We start from the raw sequence: 17,345 nt of genomic DNA, 5'->3' as shown, positions 1-17,345 counted from the left end.
GCGGTCTCAGTGGGTCGGTTCGCCGGGTCCGGCTCCGAGGGGGTCGTGGGGACCGGGGCCTCCGGCTCCGGGCTGTTCGTCATCGTCGTCCTTCCGGATGGTGCACAGGTGCTCGGCCACGAGGGCCGCCGCGATGAGGACCGCGCCGCAGACGGCGGTCGCGATGAGCGTGCCCACCGAGCCTACCGACGGCGCCACCGGGAGCGTCGCACGGAAGGCCAGGAGCCCCAGACCGAATCCGCCGATCGCGGCGCCGACGATGCTGGAGGCCTTGGCGAGCATGGCGATCCGGAGCGCCCGGAAGGGATTCAGCGCCGCCCGCCCGCGTCCGCGTGTCGCCTGGCGGATCGGCACGGCGAGCACCACCACGACCGCGCCGAGGAGGAGCAGGAGGATCGGGAGCGACACCATGGGGGTGAAGGTCGGCCGCCCGGTCGCGGTCAGCACCTGGTTCAGCACGAACCCCGCGGCACCGCCGAGCACCGCGGCGACGATCAGCACCCCCGCCCCGGTGCGGTTCATCGCCGGTTCCGGAGGTCGGCCAGCAGGGCGTCGACCCGGCCGCGACCGGGGAGGACGGCATCCGGATCCAGAGCGAGCCACGGCTCGAGCACGAAGTCGCGTTCGGCCGCGCGCGGGTGCGGCAGGAGGAGTGCGGGGGCGTCACTGCGAACGTCGCCGAAGGCGATGAGGTCGAGGTCGAGGGTGCGGTCGCCCCACCGCTCGCGGCGGACGCGCCCGTGGCGCGCCTCGATGGCGTGGAGGTACCCGAGCAGCACCGTCGGCGCGAGGCGGGTGCGGACGATCGCGACCGCGTTGAGGTAGGCCGGGGCCTCGGCATCCGGCCCGTCCAGCGTGACCGCGACGGACTCGACCGCCGGCGAGACGCGGATCCCGTCGACGAGCGGCAGGCGACGGATGTCGGCCGCCGCGGCCTCGAGCGTCTCCACGCGGTCGCCGAGGTTGGCGCCGAGCGCCACGATCGCCGTTTCGACGGGGCGATCCGGGCGAGGCGGATCCGTTGGGATGCCGTCGGCCAGGCGCCGGCTCATGCCGCGGCCCGGGAGCGTGCGATGGTCACCGAGACGTCGTCGAAGTGCAGGGCGATGGGCGCCTGCGGCTTGTGCACCGTGACCTCCACCCGCGCGACGCGGTCGTCGGCGAGCGCGACGTCGGCGATGCGCTGCGCGAGGGTCTCGAGGAGGTCGACCGGGTCGCCCGCGACGACCGCGGCGACGGATGCCGCGAGCTCGCCGTAGTGGACGGTGTCGGCGACGTCATCGCTCGCGGCGGCGGGGCGGGTGTCGAGGTCGAGCCGGAGGTCGACGACGAAGTCCTGTCCGTCGCGCTTCTCGTCGTCGTAGACGCCGTGGTATCCGAAGACCCGGAGCCCGCTCAGCGTGATGCGATCGGCGACGTCCATCGGTGATCTCCCTTCCAGCGTTCGGCGATGAGGAGCGCGTCGCGGGTGGCGGCCACGTCGTGGACGCGCACGCCCCACACCCCGACCTGCGCGGCCAGGACGCTCGTGACGGCGGTGGCGAGGTCGCGCCTCTCGATCGACGCGTCGCCGGGATCGTCCGCGAGCGACTCGGCGAGGAAGCGCTTGCGGCTCGTGCCGACGAGGACTCGTGGGCCCATCGCGACGATGCGCGACAACCCGCGCAGCGTCGCCCAGTTCTGCTCGCCGCGCTTGCCGAACCCGATGCCGGGGTCCACCAGCACCCGCGCGGGCGGGATGCCGGCGTGGGCCGCGGCCTCCATGCGGGCGCCGAGCTCGGAGACGACCTCGCCGACCACGTCGTCGTACTGGGCGCGGGCGTACATCTCGGACGATGGCCCCCGCCAGTGGCCGAGGATGACGTCGGCACCGGACTCCGCCACGGCGGCCAGCATGTCCGGGTCGGCGAGGCCGCCCGAGACGTCGTTGACCAGGCGCGCCCCGGCGGCGACGGCGGCGGCCGCCGTGGAGGCATTGAGCGTGTCGATGCTGACGACCGCCCCCTGCCTCGTCAGCTCCGCGATCACCGGCAGCACCCGCTCCTGCTCGACCTCGTGGGTCACCCGCTCGGCCCCGGGCCGGGTGGACTCTCCGCCGACGTCGAGGATCGCCGCGCCCTCGGACCGCAGGCGTAGCCCGTGCGCGACGGCGGCTTCGGCATCCAGGAAGCGTCCGCCGTCGCTGAACGAATCGGGGGTGACGTTCACCACGCCCATGATGAGCGCCGTCACGGGCGCGCTCCGAGGAGGAGGACGACTTCGGCGCGGGCGGCGGGTTCGGCGAGCGCGCCGCGTGCCGCGATGGTGACAGTCGAGGCGTCGGGCTGGCGTTCTCCGCGCATCGTGAGGCATTCGTGCGCGGCGTCGAGGACGACCAGGACGCCCCGCGCGTCGAGCTTCGCGGTGATGACGTCGGCGATCTGTTCGCCGAGGCGCTCCTGCACCTGCGGGCGGGCGGCGAGGATGTCGACCACCTTCGGGAGGGCACCGAGGCCGACGACCTGCTCACCGGGCAGGTACGCGATGTGCGCGTGCCCGCGGAAGGGCAGGAGGTGATGCTCGCAGACCGAACGGAAGAGGATGTCGCGCAGCATCACCGCACCCGAGGGCAGCGTCTCGGGAGCAGGGCCGCGCGAGACCGAGATCGTGTGGGCGAGGGGCGCCGCCGGGTCCTCCCCCACGCCGCCGAAGAACTCGGCGTAGGCGTCGGCGACCCGCTGCGGTGTGTGCTTGAGCCCGGGGCGATCGGGGTCTTCCCCGATCGCCTCCAGCAGGTCCCTCACCAGAGCGGAGACCCGTTCACGATCGACGGCCACGCACCGAGCCTATGCGGTCGCGGGGCGCGCCTGACCGGACGGCTGCCGCGTGGCGGCCTTCTCGGGCTCGCCCTCCGGCGCCGCCTCGACGGATGCCGCGACATCGACGGGCACGGCGCGCTTGGGCACCTCGACCGGAGGCTGCTGCGAGACCGGACGGTCGTTGCTGGAGAGCCACTGCGGGCGCGGGGTGAGCTTCTGCACGTCGGTGAAGATCTCGGCGAGCTCGAGGTGGTCGAGCGTCTCCTTCTCCAGGAGCGCCAGGGCGAGGCGGTCCAGGACGTGGCGGTTGGCGTTGATCACGCGGTAGGCCTCGTCGTGCGCCTGCTCGATGAGGGCGCGGACCTGGGCGTCCACGCGCTCGGCGATGCGCTCGGAGAAGTCGCGGCCGTGCCCCATGTCACGGCCCATGAAGACCTCGCCGGAGGACTGCCCGAGCTTGACGGGTCCGACATCCGTGGTCATGCCGTACTCGGTGACCATCTTGCGGGCGATGCTCGTCGCCTTCTCGATGTCGTTGGAGGCACCGGTGGTGGGGTCGTGGAAGACGATCTCCTCGGCCACGCGGCCGCCCATCGCGTACGCCAGCTGGTCCTGGAGCTCGTTGCGGGTGACGGAGTACTTGTCATCGAGCGGCAGCACCATCGTGTAGCCGAGCGCCTTGCCGCGCGGGAGGATCGTGACCTTCGTGACCGGGTCGGTGTGGTTCATCGCGGCCGCGGCGAGCGCGTGACCGCCCTCGTGGTACGCGGTGATCAGCTTCTCGCGGTCCTTCATGACGCGGGTGCGGCGCTGCGGGCCGGCGAGCACGCGGTCGATCGCCTCGTCGAGGGCACGGTTGTCGATGAGCTGGGCGTTGGAGCGCGCCGTCAGCAGGGCGGCTTCGTTCAGGACGTTCGCGAGGTCCGCACCGGTGAAGCCGGGTGTCTTCCGGGCCACGACCTCGAGGTCGACACCGTCGGCCAGGGGCTTGCCGCGTCCGTGCACCTCGAGGATCTGCTTGCGGCCCTTGAGGTCGGGCGCGTCCACGCCGATCTGTCGGTCGAAGCGTCCCGGGCGCAGGAGGGCGGGATCGAGGATGTCGGGGCGGTTCGTCGCGGCGATGACGATGACGTTGGCCTTGGGGTCGAAGCCGTCCATCTCGACGAGCATCTGGTTCAGGGTCTGCTCGCGCTCGTCGTGACCGCCGCCCATGCCGGCGCCGCGGTGGCGACCGACCGCGTCGATCTCGTCGATGAAGATGATCGCGGGCGCGCTCTCCTTGGCCTGGTTGAACAGGTCGCGGACGCGGCTCGCGCCGACGCCGACGAACATCTCGACGAAATCCGAACCCGAGATCGAGTAGAACGGCACACCCGCTTCACCCGCGACCGCGCGGGCGAGGAGCGTCTTGCCGGTTCCGGGAGGGCCGTACAGCAGCACGCCCTTCGGGATGCGGGCGCCGACGTTCTGGAATTTCGTCGGGTCCTTGAGGAAGTCCTTGATCTCCTCGAGCTCCTCGATCGCCTCGTCGGATCCGGCGACGTCGGCGAAGGTGACCTGCGGCATCTCCTTCGTCACGAGCTTCGCGCGGGACTTGCCGAACTGCATCACCCGGCTGCCGCCGCCCTGGGCGGAGGACAGCAGGAACCAGAACAGCAGACCCAGCAGCAGGATCGGCAGGAGGAGGGAGAGGAAGCCGTCGAACCACGTCGCGCGGGGGACGACGTCGTTGAAGCCGTCGGTCGGGGAGGCGGAGTCGATCGCGCGCACCACCTCGTCGGCGCGGGCGGAGACGTAGTAGAACTGCACCTCGGTCGCGCCGTCGTAGGCGTCGGAGAGGGTCATGTCCACGCGCTGGTCGCCGTCGGTGTTGACCACCTCGGTCACGGTGTCGCCGCGGAGGAGCTCGAGGCCCTCCTGCGTGGTGATCTGCTTCGCGCCCCCGAGGCTGGAGATGAGGGAGAACCCGACGATCAGCAGGAGTCCGATCACCAGCACGTAGAACAGCGGGTTGCGCGCGATCTTCTTGAAGTCCATAGTCGGGCGTGTGCCCGGTCCCTTCGTCGGCCGACGTCCTTCCGGGGGCACCACGCCCCGGCGACGGTGCGTTCAGGGTATCCCGCGGCGCCTATGCCCGGCCTGAACATTCGCCGGTGGCGAAATCGCCGGGCCCCTCCGGGCGGATCCCGGCCGAGCGGATGCCGGTCAGGAGTAGACGTGCGGGGCGAGCACCGCGACGTCGCGGAGGTTGCGGTAGCGCTCGTCGTAGTCGAGGCCGTAGCCCACGACGAAGTCGTTGGGGATGTCGAAGCCGACGTAGCGGCAGTGGACCTCGACCTTGGCGGCATCCGGCTTCCGGAAGAGGGCGAACACCTCCACCGACGCGGCTCCGCGGGAGGAGAAGTTCTCCAGCAGCCAGCTGAGGGTGAGGCCCGAGTCGATGATGTCCTCGACGATGAGCACGTGCTTGCCTGACAGGTCGGTGTCGAGGTCCTTCCGGATCTGCACGACACCGCTCGACTTGGTGCCGGCGCCGTACGAGGACACCGCCATCCAGTCCATGGGCACGAGGGTCGGGAGGGCCCGCGAGAAGTCGGCCATCACCATGATCGCGCCCTTGAGGACGCCGACGAGCACGAGGTCCTTGCCCTCGTAGTCGGCAGCGACGGCGGCGGCGACCTCGTCGAGCTTGGCGAGGATCTCCTCCTCGGTCGCCAGAACGTCGGTCAGGTCGTCGGAGATGTCGGCCGCGCGCATCCCCCGAGTCTAAGGAACGGACGCCGGTTCGGCGACGGGTGCGCGTCAGCGGGCGGTGACCTCGATGCGACCGCCGACGCGGGCGGCGCGGCATCCGGGGAGATCGATGGGCCCCTGACCCGTCCAGTGGGTGACCAGACGCGCGACCTCGAGGGTCTGCGCGCGAGTGAGGCTCTGATGGAACTCGGCGGCCACGACGTGGCGGATGATGCGATGGCGGAGGGCGGCCGGGTTGGCCGCGAGCGCCGCCACCGACACCGCGATCCCGGCTTCGGCCGGCTCGACGATGTCCTCGATGGTCTCGGCGATCATCTCGTCGAACGCCGCGGCGTCCTCGCGCAGCTGCGCGGCCGTCCGGGCGAGGGCCACGGCGATCCCGGGGCCGATCTCGGCCTCGAGCGCCGGCAGCACCCGCTCACGCACGCGCACCCGCGCGAATCGGTCGTCGGTGTTGTGGGGGTCGTCCCACCACGACAGTCCCTGAGCGGTGCAGGCGGCGCGGGTGGTCTCGCGGCGCACGTCGAGAAGTGGCCGGACGAGGGGAACGCCGTCGAGGTCGGAGACCGCCGCCATCCCCTGCAGGCTCGCGGCTCCCGACCCGCGAGCGAGCCCCAGCAGCACCGTCTCGGCCTGGTCGTCGAGGGTGTGTCCGGTGACGATCACCGCAGGCGCGCGCTCGGCGGCCTCGGTGCGGAGCGCCCCGTACCGCGCCGACCGGGCTGCGGCCTCCGGGCCGCCCTCATCGCCGACGTCGACACGGACGACACGGACGGCGAGGCCAAGGCCGCGGGCCCTCTCGGCAGCGGATGCCGCGACCGCCGCCGAGGCCTCCTGAAGACCGTGATCGACGATGACGGCGAGGGCGTCGCGGCGGGCGCGCGGCGCCTCGAAGGCCACCGCCGCGGCGAGGGCGAGGGAGTCGGCGCCGCCGGACAGCGCGACGACGACCGTCGCTTTCGGGTCGAGGTCGGCCAGAGCCGCGCGCACCGCCCGCCGGATCTCGGCGACGGCGGGATGAAGGCTCGGTCGTCGCTCGTCCACGCGCCCACGCTAGCGGCCCGCGCCGTCGAGAACGCGTGACGGAGGCGCCTTTCGGCCACCGGCCGCGCGCCGAACCCCCCGGATCCCCCGCATCTTCGACGGATCGAGGCCGACGGTAGGCTGATGCGCGGCATTCACCCCTCTTCGAAGGAGACCAGCATGGGCGCATACGACGCCGTCATCGAGATCCCGCGCGGCAGCCGCGTGAAGTACGAGGTCGACCACGGCACCGGCCGGGTGTTCCTGGACCGCGTCCTGTTCACCCCCATGGGCTACCCCAGCAACTACGGGTTCTTCGAGAACACCCTCGGCGAGGACGGCGACCCGCTCGACGTGCTCGTGCTGCTCGACCGCGACCTCTACCCCGGCGTCCTCGCCAAGGTCCGCCCGGTCGGCGTGCTCAAGATGAGCGACGAGGCCGGCGGCGATGACAAGGTCGTCGCGGTCCTGGCCAAGGACCCCCGCTGGAACCACATCCAGGACGTCGACGACATCGACGAGTGGACCCGCAACGAGATCAACCACTTCTTCGAGCACTACAAGGACCTCGAGCCCGGCAAGTGGGTCAAGGTCGACCAGTGGGCGAACGCCGCCGAGGCCGAGCGCCTCGTGGCCGAAGCCTTCGAGCGCTTCGACGAGCACGAGGGTCGCACCAAGACCCAGGGTGAGGGCGAAGCTCCCACGACGCTCTGATCGGCATCCGATCGGGAAAGGGGTGACCGGCGCGAGCCGGCGCCCCTTTTTCTCCCGCCGATCGCAGGCGTCGAACCTTCCGCAGACGCGGCGACGCTCAGACCCAGACGCCCCGGGCGGCGAGGAAGTCGATGGGGTTCACGGTGCCGCCGTTGACGTACGCCTCGAAGTGCAGGTGGCAGCCGAACGAGTTGCCGGTGTTGCCCTCGGCGGCGATGAGCTGCCCGGCGCCGACGCGCTGGCCGTAGCCGACGAACAGCCCGCCCGAGCGGATGTGGGCGTAGCCGGTGCTGATGCCGCCGCCGTGGTCGATCTTGATGTAGTTGCCGTAGCCGCCGTTGTAGCCGGAGTAGACCACGGTGCCCGCCGCGGCGGCGTAGATCCCTGCGCTGCAGCCGGCCGCGAGGTCGACGCCGTAATGGAAGTTACTGGAGCAGTAGCCCGATCCGCACTGCACCGACCGCGGTCCGTACCCGGACGTGCGCCACCCGGCCGACGGGCGGGCCCAGCCGTTGCCGCCGCCTCCACCGCCGCCGCCGGAGTTGCCGCCGCCTCCACCGCCGCCGCCGGAGTTGCCACCGCCTCCGCCACCGCCGCCGGAGTTGCCCCCGCCGTTGCTGGCGGCCTGCTCGCGCTCACGCTGCTCGCGGGCGAGACGCTCGCGCTCGAGGCGGGCGAGGCGCTCGGCCTCCTCCCGCGCACGGCGCTCGGCTTCTTCGCGGGCCTTGCGCTCGGCCTCCTCGCGGACGCGGACGCCCTCTTCGTACTCAGCGACGGTCTTGCTCGTGGTGTCGCGGAGCGCGGCCAGCTGCGCTTCGAGGCGGACGCGGTTGCTCTGCTCGGCCTGCAGCGCCGCCTCCGCGGCCGCGGCAGCCTGCTGCGAGGCGACCATCTTCTCTTCCGCGATGCGCTGCAGACGGTCGCGCTCGGCGCGCTGCTGCTTCGCGAGGTCGCTGAGGTTCTGCGCGGAGTCCCGCGCCGTGATCGCCTCGGCGTACACGGCCTGGTTCCGCTGGATCAGCTTGTCCATCGTGCCGAGGCGCGACAGCAGATCGTCGGCGGATGCCGCGGACCCGGCGAAGAAGAGCTCGAGGGAGGTGTCGTCGCCGCCCTGGCGGTACAGCTGCGCGGCGACGCGCCCGGCCTTGTTGGCCGCATCGACGGCGGCCGCCGCCTGCGTGTCGGCCTCGGCCTGGAGCTGGTCCGCGCGGTAGGCAGCGGCGAAGTACTCCTGCTGCGCGACGTAGAACTCGTCGGCGAGGCGCTCGGCCTCGGCGCGCTTGGCGGTCACGTCATCGGCGAGCGAACGGATGAGGCCCTCGATGCGGGAGATCTCGCCGCGCTTGGCTGCTTCGTTCGCGCGCGCACGCTTGACGTCGTCCCACGTCGGGTAGTCGGCGGCGAAGGCGGCCGGCATCATCGGTCCCGCGAGGGTGCCGAGGGTCACCGCGCCGATCAGGCCGAGCCCGAGGGCGTTGCGGCGATTGACCACGGGCCAGAGGCGCGCGCGCTCTGCGGCAGTGGGGGCGCAGCCGCAATCGTCTGATGCGTCGTCGGAGTGCACGGCAACCTCCCTCCCGCGTCGCAAACATCGATCACACTAGCAACACACGTCACTTTCGCAACGGTTTTTTCCGGCACAACCGACGTCGGGACGCGGCATCCGCGAACTCAGTGTGCGCCCCCCACGGCCCTTTTTCGGGGTGCACACGCCCTCGATTGGCGCATCGGCCGAAGATTACGTATGCTTGGGCGTCGGTAAGCGTGAGCCTCCGGGTTCGCTCGGCCCCATCGTTTAGCGGCCTAGGACGCCGCCCTTTCACGGCGGTAGCACGGGTTCGAATCCCGTTGGGGTCACTCTCCGCACATATAATTGAAAACGTATGGCCCTGTAGCGCAGTTGGTTAGCGTGCCGCCCTGTCACGGCGGAGGTCGCGGGTTCAAGTCCCGTCAGGGTCGCTCCGAGCGACAGGCCCTTTGTGAAAAGAGGGCCTTTCGTCTAGGACGTGGCATTGCGTCGTTCACGATACGGATGCCACGCGGCTCTGTAGCTCAGTTGGTAGAGCGTTCGACTGAAAATCGAAAGGTCACCGGATCGATGCCGGTCGGAGCCACACGGATGACCGTTACAGTCATCCCAGGAACCCTCGCGTAGCTTCTACATCGCGGGGGTTTCGTCTTTTCCGGAAGGACGCTCGGTCGCCGTCGCCTTCTCGGCACCCGCGGCGCGACGCGGATCCCGACCGGACCGCGAGTAGGCGCTCCACAGGATGCGGGCGTGCCGCTCCTTCGCCCGCTCGACACCTGCCTCGTCGCCACGCGCGGCGGACCACCACTCCGCGAATCGCTCGCGCAACGCACTGAGGACGATGTCCACACCCGCATGCGGCGGCGGCGGAACGACCGCCTTCTCGGCCGGCATCCGTCCCTTCGGAGCGATCGCGTCGTTCGCGTGTCGCACGACGAGGTCGGCCGCTCCGATGGCGTGGGCGTTGATGATCGAGTGCGCGGCTCCCCGGATCTCCCACCGGCGGGCGTCCCGCGCAGCCGCGACCAGGCGCGAGTGGAATCGCCGGGGCGACGTCGGGTCGAACTCGCCACGGATCAGCAGGACGGATGCGGCGACGAGCGGAAGCCGCTCGATCAACCGGTACCGCAGGAGATGCGGAAGCACCCGCGCGAAATACACGACGCCGCAGAGGATGTACGCCGACAGCGCCGTCATCGCCAGATGGAAGGTCTCGCGCGTCGCCGACTGCGCGAATCGCAGGGCGACGAGCGGCAACGACGACTCCCGGTCGTTGACGACGGGGCTGACGAGGACGGCGTGACGCACCTCGGGACGACGGATCAGCACCTCGGTGACCACCTGCGTCCCCATCGAGTGACCGATGATGACCGGATCCACCAGGCCGTAGTGGTCGAGGACCTCCTCCACCCGATCGGCGAAGAACGCCGCCGTCGGCTGATCGCCGGGCCGCGGCATCCCCGCGAAGCCCGGCAGATCGAGGGCGAACACGTCCCCGCTCTCGGCGAGGGTCGGCGCGAGGAACTCGAAGTACGTCGCCGCGACGCCGACGCCCGCAACCAGGACGAACGGCCGCCCGGCGTCCCCGGAGGTCGTCTGGACGCGCGTCACGCGCGTGAGACGGCGGCCGTCGCCGACATGCTCGACGTCGACGTCGGGAGCATCCTCTGTCGCGGGCATGCGTCCAGGATGCCAGGAGCGCGCGAGCTGCCGTCCATTGCGCAGCGCCCGACCCCGGGGCGGCGAAGCGACGGTCGTCGTACACTCGCCAAGGCCGCACCCATCGATGCCGCCCGCAAGCGCGGGCAGGGCCCGCACGGAGGAGCTCCCATGCCGACCACGCTCGTCGTCACCGCGACGTCCTGGACCACCCCCGTCGTGCGGCGCGTGCACTTCCGCTCCGACGACCTGTCCGCGTTCGCGGGCAGCCGCTTCACCGATCGGTACGTGAAACTCGTCTTCCCCCGCCCGGGCGTCGTCCTGCCGGAGGGCGTGGACGTCCGCGCCATGCGGGGAGTCGTTCCGCCCGAGGACATGCCGATCGTCCGCACGTACACGGCGCTGTATCCGGATGCCGAGGCCGGAACGCTCGCGATCGACTTCGTCGTCCACGGCGACGAGGGGATCGCCGGCCCCTGGGCGGCGCGCGCCGAACCTGGCGACACCCTGGTCGTGAACGGCCCCGGAGGCGCGTACGCCCCCTCCCCCGAGGCCGACTGGCACCTGCTCGTCGGCGACGAGTCCGCACTCCCGGCGATCACCGCGGCCCTCGAGGCGCTGCCCGGCGATGCGGTGGCCCGCGTCATCCTGCAGCTGGAGCAGCCCGGACACGAGCCCGAGCTGCCCCTCCCCGACGACGCCGAGGTCGTCCACCTCTACCGCAGCGAGCCGGCGACGGATGCCGATCCGCTGCTCGCCGCCGTGAAGGCGCTGGAGTGGCCGGAAGGCCGCGTCCACGCCTTCGTGCACGGCGAAGCGGCGGAGGTCATGCACGGCATCCGTCCGTATCTGTACGGAGAACGCGGGCTGACCCGAGGCCAGGTCTCGATCTCGGGCTACTGGCGGCGCGGGCGGACCGAGGAGGGCTTCCGCGAGTGGAAGCAGCAGCTCGCCGCCGCGGAGGCGCCGACGGCCTGAACCGGCGTCAGGCGAAGCCGCGCGTCAACTGCGGCGGCGTCGCCGACAGATCGGCATCCAGGTCCCGCGCCGCGCGCAGGGCGAAGTGCGGGTTGCGGAGCATCTCGCGGCCCGACAGGACGACATCCGCCTGTCCGGTGACGAGGATCTGCTCGGCCTGCGCCGCGCTGTCGATCATCCCGACCGCGGCCGTCGGCACTCCCGTCTCCGCTCGGATGCGGGCGGCAAAAGGCACCTGATAGCCGGGGCCGACCGGGATGCGCGCGTCGGCGACGTTGCCGCCGCTGGAGATGTCGACGAGGTCGGCGCCGTGCGCGGCGACGAGGCGCACGGCTTCCACCGTCTCGTCGATCTTCCAGCCGCCGTCGGTCCAGTCGGTCGCCGAGAACCGGACGACGAGGATGAGGTCGTCCCCGATCGCCGCGCGGACCGCGTCGACGACCTCGAGGAGGAGGCGCACGCGATTGTCGAACGAGCCGCCGTAGGCATCGGTGCGGTGGTTCGACAGCGGCGAGAGGAACTCGTGCAGAAGGTATCCGTGCGCGGCGTGCACCTCGACGAGGTCGAACCCGGCATCCTTGGCGCGGGTGGCCGCCGCGGCGAAGTCGTCGACGACCACCCGGATGCCGCTCTCGTCGAGCGCGCGGGGCTCGGCGAGCCCGGGGAAGGCGATCGCGCTGGGGGCGACGGTCTCCCATCCGCCGTCGGCGAGGGCGACCGATCCGCGGGTGTCGTCCCACGCCCGGTGGGTGGAGGCCTTGCGCCCCGCGTGGGCGAGCTGCACGCCGGCGGACGCACCGCACGCGTGGAGGGCGTCGACGATGCGCGCGAGCGCGTCGCGCTGCGCGTCGTTCCACAGGCCGAGGTCCTGGGGGCTGATCCGCCCCTCGGGGCTCACGGCCGTGGCCTCGGTCAGCACCGCACCCGCCCCGCCGTGGGCGAAGGACCCGAGGTGGACCAGGTGCCAGTCCGTCGGCATCCCGTCGCGCTCCTCGGCGGAGTACTGGCACATCGGCGCGACCCACAGGCGGTTGCGGACCGTGCGGCCGCGCAGCGTCAGGGGGGTGAACAGGTGACGGTTCCGCATGGCGCTCCTCCGGCGGCCCGATCGGGGTCGGGCACCCGCTCGATCGTAATCGCGGCGGATGCCGGTCAGGCCGTCGAGGGCGGAGGCGGTGTGGAGGAGACCCGGGGCTGCGGCTCGGCGGAGCTCTCGGCCGTCGCCGTCGAGGGCGCGTCGGGTGCGAGGGTGGGCGCCGTCGCTCCTTCGCGGAGCTCGGACTTCAGGATCCGCGCGGACTGCCCGGCGCTCTTGGCGAGGGCCGGGAGCTTCCCGGCGCCGAAGAGCAGCAGGATCACGACGAGGATGAGGACGGCGTGCCACCCGGTGAGGTTGTTCAGCATGTGTGTCTTCCCGGACTCGGGCGCGGCCGGCCCGGGCCGCCGCCGCAGGTGAGACCCACCGGCATCCCGAGTCGCGCACGCGCGCAGAGGAAGCGTACGCCCGCGCCGCCCCGCCGCCGCCCTCCCACGGCTATGCGTTTGCCCCGAACCCGCCGCCGGGCACAGCGCGGGCCGAACTCCTCCGATCCGGGCCCGTGGCGCGCCGAAACCCACCCCCGGGCCCGTTCCCGCCCGAGACTGAGGAGTTGGGTACGGGGGTCAGTCCTCGAAGGCGACGTCGACCTGGAGGTCGTCGGCGAGGCGCTCGATGCGGGCGGCGACGTCGGCGACGTCGACCCCGGCGGGCACGCGCGCGACGACGGTCGCCTCGAACAGCCGACCACCGGCCATGGCGGCGTCGCGGGTCTCGGTCGACATGCGCTCGATGCTGACGCCCTGCGTCCCGAGCGCGGAGGAGATCTCGTGCACGATTCCGGTGCGGTCGTTCCCCAGCACGGTGAGGGAGATCCGCCGCCCCGTCTCGTCGCGCCCCGACGTGGCGCCCCCCGCGTGCACCGCGACGGACAGCAGCCCTTCGAGCACGGACAGCGCCTCGCGCAGCTCGTCCGTCCGGGCCGCGGGCACCGAGACCTCGATGATCCCCGCGAACGCCCCCGAGAGCTCGGCGAGCGCGCTGGTCTCCCAGTTGCCCCCGTGCGCCCCCACGATCTCGGCGACGGTCGCCACGAGACCCGCCCGATCGTCGCCGACCACGGTGAGCACGAGGGTTGTCATACGATCAGCGTAGCCACGCGCGGGGCCGGACCACAGGCCCCGTCGACGGCGAAGGGGAACCGCATGGAGAGCACCAGAACCGGAGCGCGCCGGCGCCGCGTCTCCGCCCGGGTCCGGCGTCGCCGGGCGCTGGTCGCCGCGATCGGCGCGGTCGTCCTGGTCGGCGGCGTGACGTGGGGCGTCATCGCCCTCACCTCCCCGCGCGCGGACGAGCCTACGGTGGCCGCCACCTCCACCCCGGTACCGTCCCCCACCCCGACGCCGACCCCCCTCACCCCCGAGGAGGAGCTCCTCGCCACCACCGACGACCCGGCCGCCTGCGCCGTGTCGTTCGCGGGCGACGAGATCGCGGCCGCACCGATGCTCCAGATCGCCGGCACGCTCTACGCCGCGCTCCCCATCCCCGACCGCGAGGGCTACGCGTTCGCCGGCTGGTACTCCACCGCGGAGGATGCCGCGGCCCGCGCCGTCCCCGCCCGCGTCAACGGGTCCGAGCTCGTCGCGTGCGACGACCGCCGCGTCACCCTCCACGGCGCGTGGATGACGGCGGAGGAGAACGTCGCCGCCGCCACGCGCGTGCCGATCCTGATGTACCACCAGTTCACCGAGCGCCCCGAGGGCGAAGACCACTGGCTGCGCGGGAACTACGCCTACATCGGCGACTTCGACGCTCACATGAACCACATCGCCACGACCGGCTTCTACCTGCCGACGTGGGATGAGCTCTCGGCCTTCATCGACGGCCGCCTGTGGCTTCCCGAGCGGTCGGTGATCGTCACCGACGACGACGCCGACCAGACCTGGTTCGACCTGGCGGTGCCCGTCGTCGATCGCTACGGCGTCCTCTCCACGTCGTTCATGGTGACCGCCTACCGGCAGGATCCCGCGCCGTCGTCGTACGTGCTCCGCCGCTCGCACACGCACGACATGCACCAGGCGGGAGATGACGGCCAGGGGCGCATCGTGAACTGGGGGATCCCGGAGATCATCGCCGACATGCAGGCCTCCGCCGACGTCCTCGGCGTCAAGGAGGTCGTCGCCTACCCGTTCGGCCACTACAACGACACCGCCAAGGAGGCGCTCCGTCAGGGCGGCTGGGAGATGGCGCGCACGATCGAACCGGGCACCGTCGCCATCGGCACCGACAAGCTCGCCCTTCCAGTGGTCCGGATCGATTACGGCATGGGGCTGGATTCGCTCGTCTCGCTCATCGGCTGACCCCGCCGAACCCCCGCGAACCCCGCCACAACCCCGCCAACGCCGGCGAACGCGCTCAGAGCTCGCCGGGGCTCATCGCCTGCTCGTCGACCTGCTCGACGAAGCGGCGTGCGCGCGAGGGCGCGGCATCCTTCCGCGGTGCGTAGACGACGAGCGAGTGGAAGACGAAGCGCACGACGAAGGCGACCACGAGGGTGATCGCGGTGGCGAGCACCGCCGAGATGTGCCAGGTCTCGACCATGAGCGCCATGATCGGGATCCGCACGAGCGCCTCCGCGTTGTTGAACCCGAAGGACTTCGCGAAGCGTGACCAGACACCGGATGCCGAGTGCTTCATGTCGTGGAAGACGAAGCGCTCCATCAGCAGGAAGTTGCCGATGATGGTCACCTCGGCGCCGACGACTGCGGCGATGACATAGTCGACGCCGAACTGCGTCAGCGCCCACACGATTCCGAGGTTGGCCACCGCGCCGATCCCGCCGATGACGGCGAACAGCGACATCTTGCCGAACCGCAGGGCGGTCAGCTGCGCGAGGAAGTGCAGACCCTGGCGGAACGACGCCTTGGATTCGCCGGCGTGACGCCCCGCGAAGTCGAAGGGCACCTCCGCGATCCGCAGGGGACGGCGGGCGAGGATCTCGAGCAGGATCTTGAATCCGCGGGGCTTGAGCGTCGCGGCGTCCACCGCGCGGCGGTCGACCACGAAGAACCCCGTCATCGGGTCGGTCACCTCGTGCAGCCGCACCGGGAACATCGCCTTGGTCACCGAGGTCGACACCTTCGACACGAGCACGCGCGTGCGATCAGCGAGGCCTTTCGACGTGCCGCCGCCCGCGTACCGCGACGCGATCACGACGTCGACGTCGCCGACGGCGAACCGGTCGCGCAGCTCGGGGATCTTCTCCGGCGGATGCTGCAGGTCGCCGTCGATGACCAGGCACGTGTCCCAGGTCGCGGCCGTCATTCCGGCGATGACGGCGCCGCCAAGCCCTCCGCTGGGCGCCTCGCGGTGGATCAGGCGAACCGGCAGGGCAGCCGCCCGGGCGACCTCGGCGATGACGTCCGGGGTGTCGTCGGTGCTGTCGTCGACGAAGACGATCTCGGTGTCGGACGTGTCGACGACCGCCGTCACACGGCGGACGAGTTCCGCGATGTTCGGCGCCTCGTTGAACGTCGGGACGATGATCGAGAGCGGCATCGCCCCTATGTTCGCACGGCGCGAACCGCCCCCGACACCGCGCAGGCTGGGCGAGAATGGGGGGATGAGCTCGAAGACCATCACCATGTTCGGCGCGGATTGGTGCCGCGACTGCATCCGCACGAAGAAGCAGCTCGACGAGCTGGGTGTCGAGTACACCTACGTCGACCTCGTCGCCGATCCGGCATCCGCCGACGTCGCGCGCGACATCTCCGGCCGCACGAACATCCCCGTCGTGCTGTACCCGGACTCCTCGCACCACGTCGAGCCGTCGAACGCCGACGTCGAGGCGAAGCTGCGCGAGCTCTCCCTCATCTGAGTCGCGCCGCTCCCTGCTCGCCCCGCCGCCCCGGTGACGGATGCCGCGGCCGGTCGTAGTCTGGCCGGATGGGCGTCGAGGACAACACGCGGAGGATCGAGGAGACCGTCGTCACCGACTTCTCCGACCGGATGAGCTACGGCGGCTACCTCCGCCTCGATGCGCTGCTCTCGGCGCAGGAGCCCCTCAGCGAGCCGGAGCATCACGACGAGCTGCTGTTCATCATCCAGCACCAGACGACCGAGCTGTGGCTGAAGCTCGTCCTTCACGAACTCGGCGAGGCCGCGCGCCTGCTCCGGGCCGATGACCTGCCGCCGGCGCTGAAGTGCATCGCCCGGGTGAAGCACATCCAGAAGACCCTCACCGAACAGTGGTCGGTGCTGGCCACCCTCACCCCTGCGGAGTACGTGCAGTTCCGCGACGTGCTCGGCAACTCCAGTGGCTTCCAGTCGGCGCAGTACCGCGCGATCGAGTTCACCCTCGGCAACAAGAACGCCGCGATGGTGCGGGTCTTCGACGCCGATCCCGCGGCGCGGGCGCTCGTGCAGGGGGCGCTCGAGGCCCCGAGCCTCTACGACGAGTTCCTCCGTATGCTCGCGCGGACCGGCTACGACATTCCGGCTGCCGTGCTCACGCGCGACGTGACCCGCGCGTGGACGTTCTCGGAGGAGCTCGTCCCCGTCTTCACCGCGATCTACGCCGACCCGTCGGCGCACTGGGCGGCGTACGAGACGTGCGAGGAGCTCGTGGACCTGGAGGACAACTTCCAGCTGTGGCGTTTCCGCCACCTGAAGACCGTCGAGCGGATCATCGGATTCAAGACCGGCACCGGCGGTTCGAGCGGCGCCCCGTTCCTGCAGCGGGCACTGGAGCTGACGTTCTTCCCCGAGCTGTTCGCCGTCCGCACGTCGTTGTAGACGCGACCGCAACCGCGCCGGTACCGGCCGGAAACCCGGAACGGGCCGGAAACCCGGAACG

The 17,345-nt window shown here is 71.4% G+C and carries 19 protein-coding genes and 3 tRNA genes; 8 read left to right on the top strand and 14 right to left on the bottom strand.

What is annotated here, in order from left to right; genetic code table 11:
* Window positions 1-6: 6 nt before the first annotated feature.
* From LTL01_RS06165 to tilS, 8 genes are all read right to left on the bottom strand, one after another.
* The gene (locus LTL01_RS06165) at window positions 7-522 is read right to left on the bottom strand and encodes a DUF3180 domain-containing protein (RefSeq protein ID WP_236967836.1); all 516 of its coding nucleotides are present in this window, start codon (window positions 520-522) and stop codon (window positions 7-9) included.
* Window positions 519-1,052 carry a 2-amino-4-hydroxy-6-hydroxymethyldihydropteridine diphosphokinase gene (gene folK, locus LTL01_RS06160; RefSeq protein ID WP_236967835.1) on the bottom strand — a complete coding sequence of 178 codons (534 nt, stop codon included), beginning with the start codon at window positions 1,050-1,052 and terminating at the stop codon, window positions 519-521. The genes LTL01_RS06165 and folK overlap by 4 nt, the downstream gene beginning before the upstream one ends.
* Window positions 1,049-1,423, bottom strand: coding sequence for a dihydroneopterin aldolase (folB, locus tag LTL01_RS06155; protein WP_236967834.1), 375 nt, complete (start codon window positions 1,421-1,423; stop codon window positions 1,049-1,051). Before folB ends, folK begins: the two co-directional genes overlap by 4 nt.
* Entirely contained in the window at window positions 1,396-2,217 is an 822-nt protein-coding gene (gene folP / locus LTL01_RS06150; protein WP_272877850.1) for a dihydropteroate synthase, read from the bottom strand. The genes folB and folP overlap by 28 nt, the downstream gene beginning before the upstream one ends.
* Before the next feature lie 11 nt (window positions 2,218-2,228).
* Entirely contained in the window at window positions 2,229-2,816 is a 588-nt protein-coding gene (gene folE / locus LTL01_RS06145) for a GTP cyclohydrolase I (protein ID WP_236967832.1), read from the bottom strand.
* Window positions 2,817-2,825: 9 nt separating this feature from the next.
* The gene (gene ftsH, locus LTL01_RS06140) at window positions 2,826-4,835 is read right to left on the bottom strand and encodes an ATP-dependent zinc metalloprotease FtsH (RefSeq protein ID WP_053546536.1); all 2,010 of its coding nucleotides are present in this window, start codon (window positions 4,833-4,835) and stop codon (window positions 2,826-2,828) included.
* Between the two features lie 168 nt (window positions 4,836-5,003).
* Window positions 5,004-5,555: a hypoxanthine phosphoribosyltransferase gene (hpt, locus tag LTL01_RS06135; RefSeq protein ID WP_053546537.1), complete on the bottom strand. Its 552-nt coding sequence runs from the start codon at window positions 5,553-5,555 to the stop codon at window positions 5,004-5,006.
* Window positions 5,556-5,600: 45 nt separating this feature from the next.
* Window positions 5,601-6,596, bottom strand: coding sequence for a tRNA lysidine(34) synthetase TilS (tilS, locus tag LTL01_RS06130; protein ID WP_236967831.1), 996 nt, complete (start codon window positions 6,594-6,596; stop codon window positions 5,601-5,603).
* Between the two features lie 159 nt (window positions 6,597-6,755).
* On the opposite strand from tilS, the gene ppa reads away from it, so the two are divergent.
* Window positions 6,756-7,289 (top strand): inorganic diphosphatase, encoded by a 534-nt coding sequence (ppa, locus tag LTL01_RS06125; RefSeq protein ID WP_053546539.1) that lies wholly within the window; start codon window positions 6,756-6,758, stop codon window positions 7,287-7,289.
* A gap of 97 nt (window positions 7,290-7,386) precedes the next feature.
* Here the strand turns inward: ppa and LTL01_RS06120 are convergent, their stop codons facing one another.
* Window positions 7,387-8,853 carry a M23 family metallopeptidase gene (locus LTL01_RS06120; RefSeq protein ID WP_236967830.1) on the bottom strand — a complete coding sequence of 489 codons (1,467 nt, stop codon included), beginning with the start codon at window positions 8,851-8,853 and terminating at the stop codon, window positions 7,387-7,389.
* Between the two features lie 220 nt (window positions 8,854-9,073).
* On the opposite strand from LTL01_RS06120, the gene LTL01_RS06115 reads away from it, so the two are divergent.
* From LTL01_RS06115 to LTL01_RS06105, 3 genes are all read left to right on the top strand, one after another.
* A tRNA-Glu gene (locus tag LTL01_RS06115) sits at window positions 9,074-9,146 on the top strand.
* A gap of 28 nt (window positions 9,147-9,174) precedes the next feature.
* Window positions 9,175-9,248, top strand: a tRNA-Asp gene (locus LTL01_RS06110).
* A gap of 82 nt (window positions 9,249-9,330) precedes the next feature.
* Window positions 9,331-9,403, top strand: a tRNA-Phe gene (locus LTL01_RS06105).
* Window positions 9,404-9,447: 44 nt separating this feature from the next.
* Here the strand turns inward: LTL01_RS06105 and LTL01_RS06100 are convergent.
* The gene (locus LTL01_RS06100; RefSeq protein ID WP_236967829.1) at window positions 9,448-10,497 is read right to left on the bottom strand and encodes an alpha/beta fold hydrolase; all 1,050 of its coding nucleotides are present in this window, start codon (window positions 10,495-10,497) and stop codon (window positions 9,448-9,450) included.
* A 150-nt stretch (window positions 10,498-10,647) separates the two neighbouring features.
* Between LTL01_RS06100 and LTL01_RS06095 the strand changes: the two genes are divergently transcribed.
* Window positions 10,648-11,454 carry a siderophore-interacting protein gene (locus LTL01_RS06095; protein ID WP_236967828.1) on the top strand — a complete coding sequence of 269 codons (807 nt, stop codon included), beginning with the start codon at window positions 10,648-10,650 and terminating at the stop codon, window positions 11,452-11,454.
* Window positions 11,455-11,461: 7 nt separating this feature from the next.
* Here the strand turns inward: LTL01_RS06095 and LTL01_RS06090 are convergent, their stop codons facing one another.
* The 3 genes from LTL01_RS06090 to LTL01_RS06080 all read right to left on the bottom strand — a co-directional run bounded on the left by LTL01_RS06090 (window position 11,462) and on the right by LTL01_RS06080 (window position 13,632).
* Window positions 11,462-12,541, bottom strand: a complete 1,080-nt coding sequence (locus tag LTL01_RS06090) for an NADH:flavin oxidoreductase/NADH oxidase (protein ID WP_236967827.1) — start codon at window positions 12,539-12,541, stop codon at window positions 11,462-11,464.
* Window positions 12,542-12,606: 65 nt separating this feature from the next.
* Window positions 12,607-12,858, bottom strand: coding sequence for a twin-arginine translocase TatA/TatE family subunit (gene tatA, locus LTL01_RS06085; protein WP_053546544.1), 252 nt, complete (start codon window positions 12,856-12,858; stop codon window positions 12,607-12,609).
* Between the two features lie 258 nt (window positions 12,859-13,116).
* Window positions 13,117-13,632, bottom strand: a complete 516-nt coding sequence (locus LTL01_RS06080) for a glycine cleavage system transcriptional repressor (protein WP_236967826.1) — start codon at window positions 13,630-13,632, stop codon at window positions 13,117-13,119.
* Window positions 13,633-13,695: 63 nt separating this feature from the next.
* Between LTL01_RS06080 and LTL01_RS06075 the strand changes: the two genes are divergently transcribed.
* A complete protein-coding gene (locus LTL01_RS06075; protein WP_236967825.1) occupies window positions 13,696-14,850 on the top strand; it encodes a xylanase in 1,155 nt (384 codons plus the stop codon).
* A 55-nt stretch (window positions 14,851-14,905) separates the two neighbouring features.
* Here the strand turns inward: LTL01_RS06075 and LTL01_RS06070 are convergent, their stop codons facing one another.
* Entirely contained in the window at window positions 14,906-16,048 is a 1,143-nt protein-coding gene (locus LTL01_RS06070; protein WP_236967824.1) for a glycosyltransferase, read from the bottom strand.
* Window positions 16,049-16,112: 64 nt separating this feature from the next.
* Here LTL01_RS06070 and LTL01_RS06065 point away from each other — a divergent pair, with 64 nt between their 5' ends.
* Together LTL01_RS06065 and kynA are read left to right on the top strand one after the other, a co-directional pair.
* Window positions 16,113-16,367 (top strand): glutaredoxin domain-containing protein, encoded by a 255-nt coding sequence (locus LTL01_RS06065; RefSeq protein WP_236967823.1) that lies wholly within the window; start codon window positions 16,113-16,115, stop codon window positions 16,365-16,367.
* A gap of 68 nt (window positions 16,368-16,435) precedes the next feature.
* The gene (gene kynA, locus LTL01_RS06060; protein WP_236967822.1) at window positions 16,436-17,284 is read left to right on the top strand and encodes a tryptophan 2,3-dioxygenase; all 849 of its coding nucleotides are present in this window, start codon (window positions 16,436-16,438) and stop codon (window positions 17,282-17,284) included.
* The last annotated feature ends 61 nt before the right edge of the window (window positions 17,285-17,345 follow it).

Source organism: Microbacterium aurantiacum (genome assembly GCF_021654035.1).
GTDB classification, from domain to species: domain Bacteria; phylum Actinomycetota; class Actinomycetes; order Actinomycetales; family Microbacteriaceae; genus Microbacterium; species Microbacterium aurantiacum.
The sequence above is the reverse complement of the archived record's forward strand: the minus strand, read 5'-3'. Positions and strand labels throughout refer to the sequence as shown.

Excerpts from the sequence above, each read along its gene's own strand:
- ppa (WP_053546539.1), top strand. The coding sequence starts at position 6,756 with ATGGGCGCATACGACGCCGTCATCGAGATCCCGCGCGGCAGCCGCGTG.
- tatA (WP_053546544.1), bottom strand. The coding sequence starts at position 12,858 with ATGCTGAACAACCTCACCGGGTGGCACGCCGTCCTCATCCTCGTCGTG.
- LTL01_RS06080 (WP_236967826.1), bottom strand. The coding sequence starts at position 13,632 with ATGACAACCCTCGTGCTCACCGTGGTCGGCGACGATCGGGCGGGTCTC.
- LTL01_RS06075 (WP_236967825.1), top strand. The coding sequence starts at position 13,696 with ATGGAGAGCACCAGAACCGGAGCGCGCCGGCGCCGCGTCTCCGCCCGG.
- LTL01_RS06065 (WP_236967823.1), top strand. The coding sequence starts at position 16,113 with ATGAGCTCGAAGACCATCACCATGTTCGGCGCGGATTGGTGCCGCGAC.
- LTL01_RS06090 (WP_236967827.1), bottom strand. The coding sequence starts at position 12,541 with ATGCGGAACCGTCACCTGTTCACCCCCCTGACGCTGCGCGGCCGCACG.
- ftsH (WP_053546536.1), bottom strand. The coding sequence starts at position 4,835 with ATGGACTTCAAGAAGATCGCGCGCAACCCGCTGTTCTACGTGCTGGTG.
- LTL01_RS06165 (WP_236967836.1), bottom strand. The coding sequence starts at position 522 with ATGAACCGCACCGGGGCGGGGGTGCTGATCGTCGCCGCGGTGCTCGGC.
- folK (WP_236967835.1), bottom strand. The coding sequence starts at position 1,052 with ATGAGCCGGCGCCTGGCCGACGGCATCCCAACGGATCCGCCTCGCCCG.
- LTL01_RS06070 (WP_236967824.1), bottom strand. The coding sequence starts at position 16,048 with ATGCCGCTCTCGATCATCGTCCCGACGTTCAACGAGGCGCCGAACATC.
- LTL01_RS06095 (WP_236967828.1), top strand. The coding sequence starts at position 10,648 with ATGCCGACCACGCTCGTCGTCACCGCGACGTCCTGGACCACCCCCGTC.
- hpt (WP_053546537.1), bottom strand. The coding sequence starts at position 5,555 with ATGCGCGCGGCCGACATCTCCGACGACCTGACCGACGTTCTGGCGACC.
- folP (WP_272877850.1), bottom strand. The coding sequence starts at position 2,217 with ATGGGCGTGGTGAACGTCACCCCCGATTCGTTCAGCGACGGCGGACGC.
- kynA (WP_236967822.1), top strand. The coding sequence starts at position 16,436 with ATGGGCGTCGAGGACAACACGCGGAGGATCGAGGAGACCGTCGTCACC.
- folB (WP_236967834.1), bottom strand. The coding sequence starts at position 1,423 with ATGGACGTCGCCGATCGCATCACGCTGAGCGGGCTCCGGGTCTTCGGA.
- LTL01_RS06100 (WP_236967829.1), bottom strand. The coding sequence starts at position 10,497 with ATGCCCGCGACAGAGGATGCTCCCGACGTCGACGTCGAGCATGTCGGC.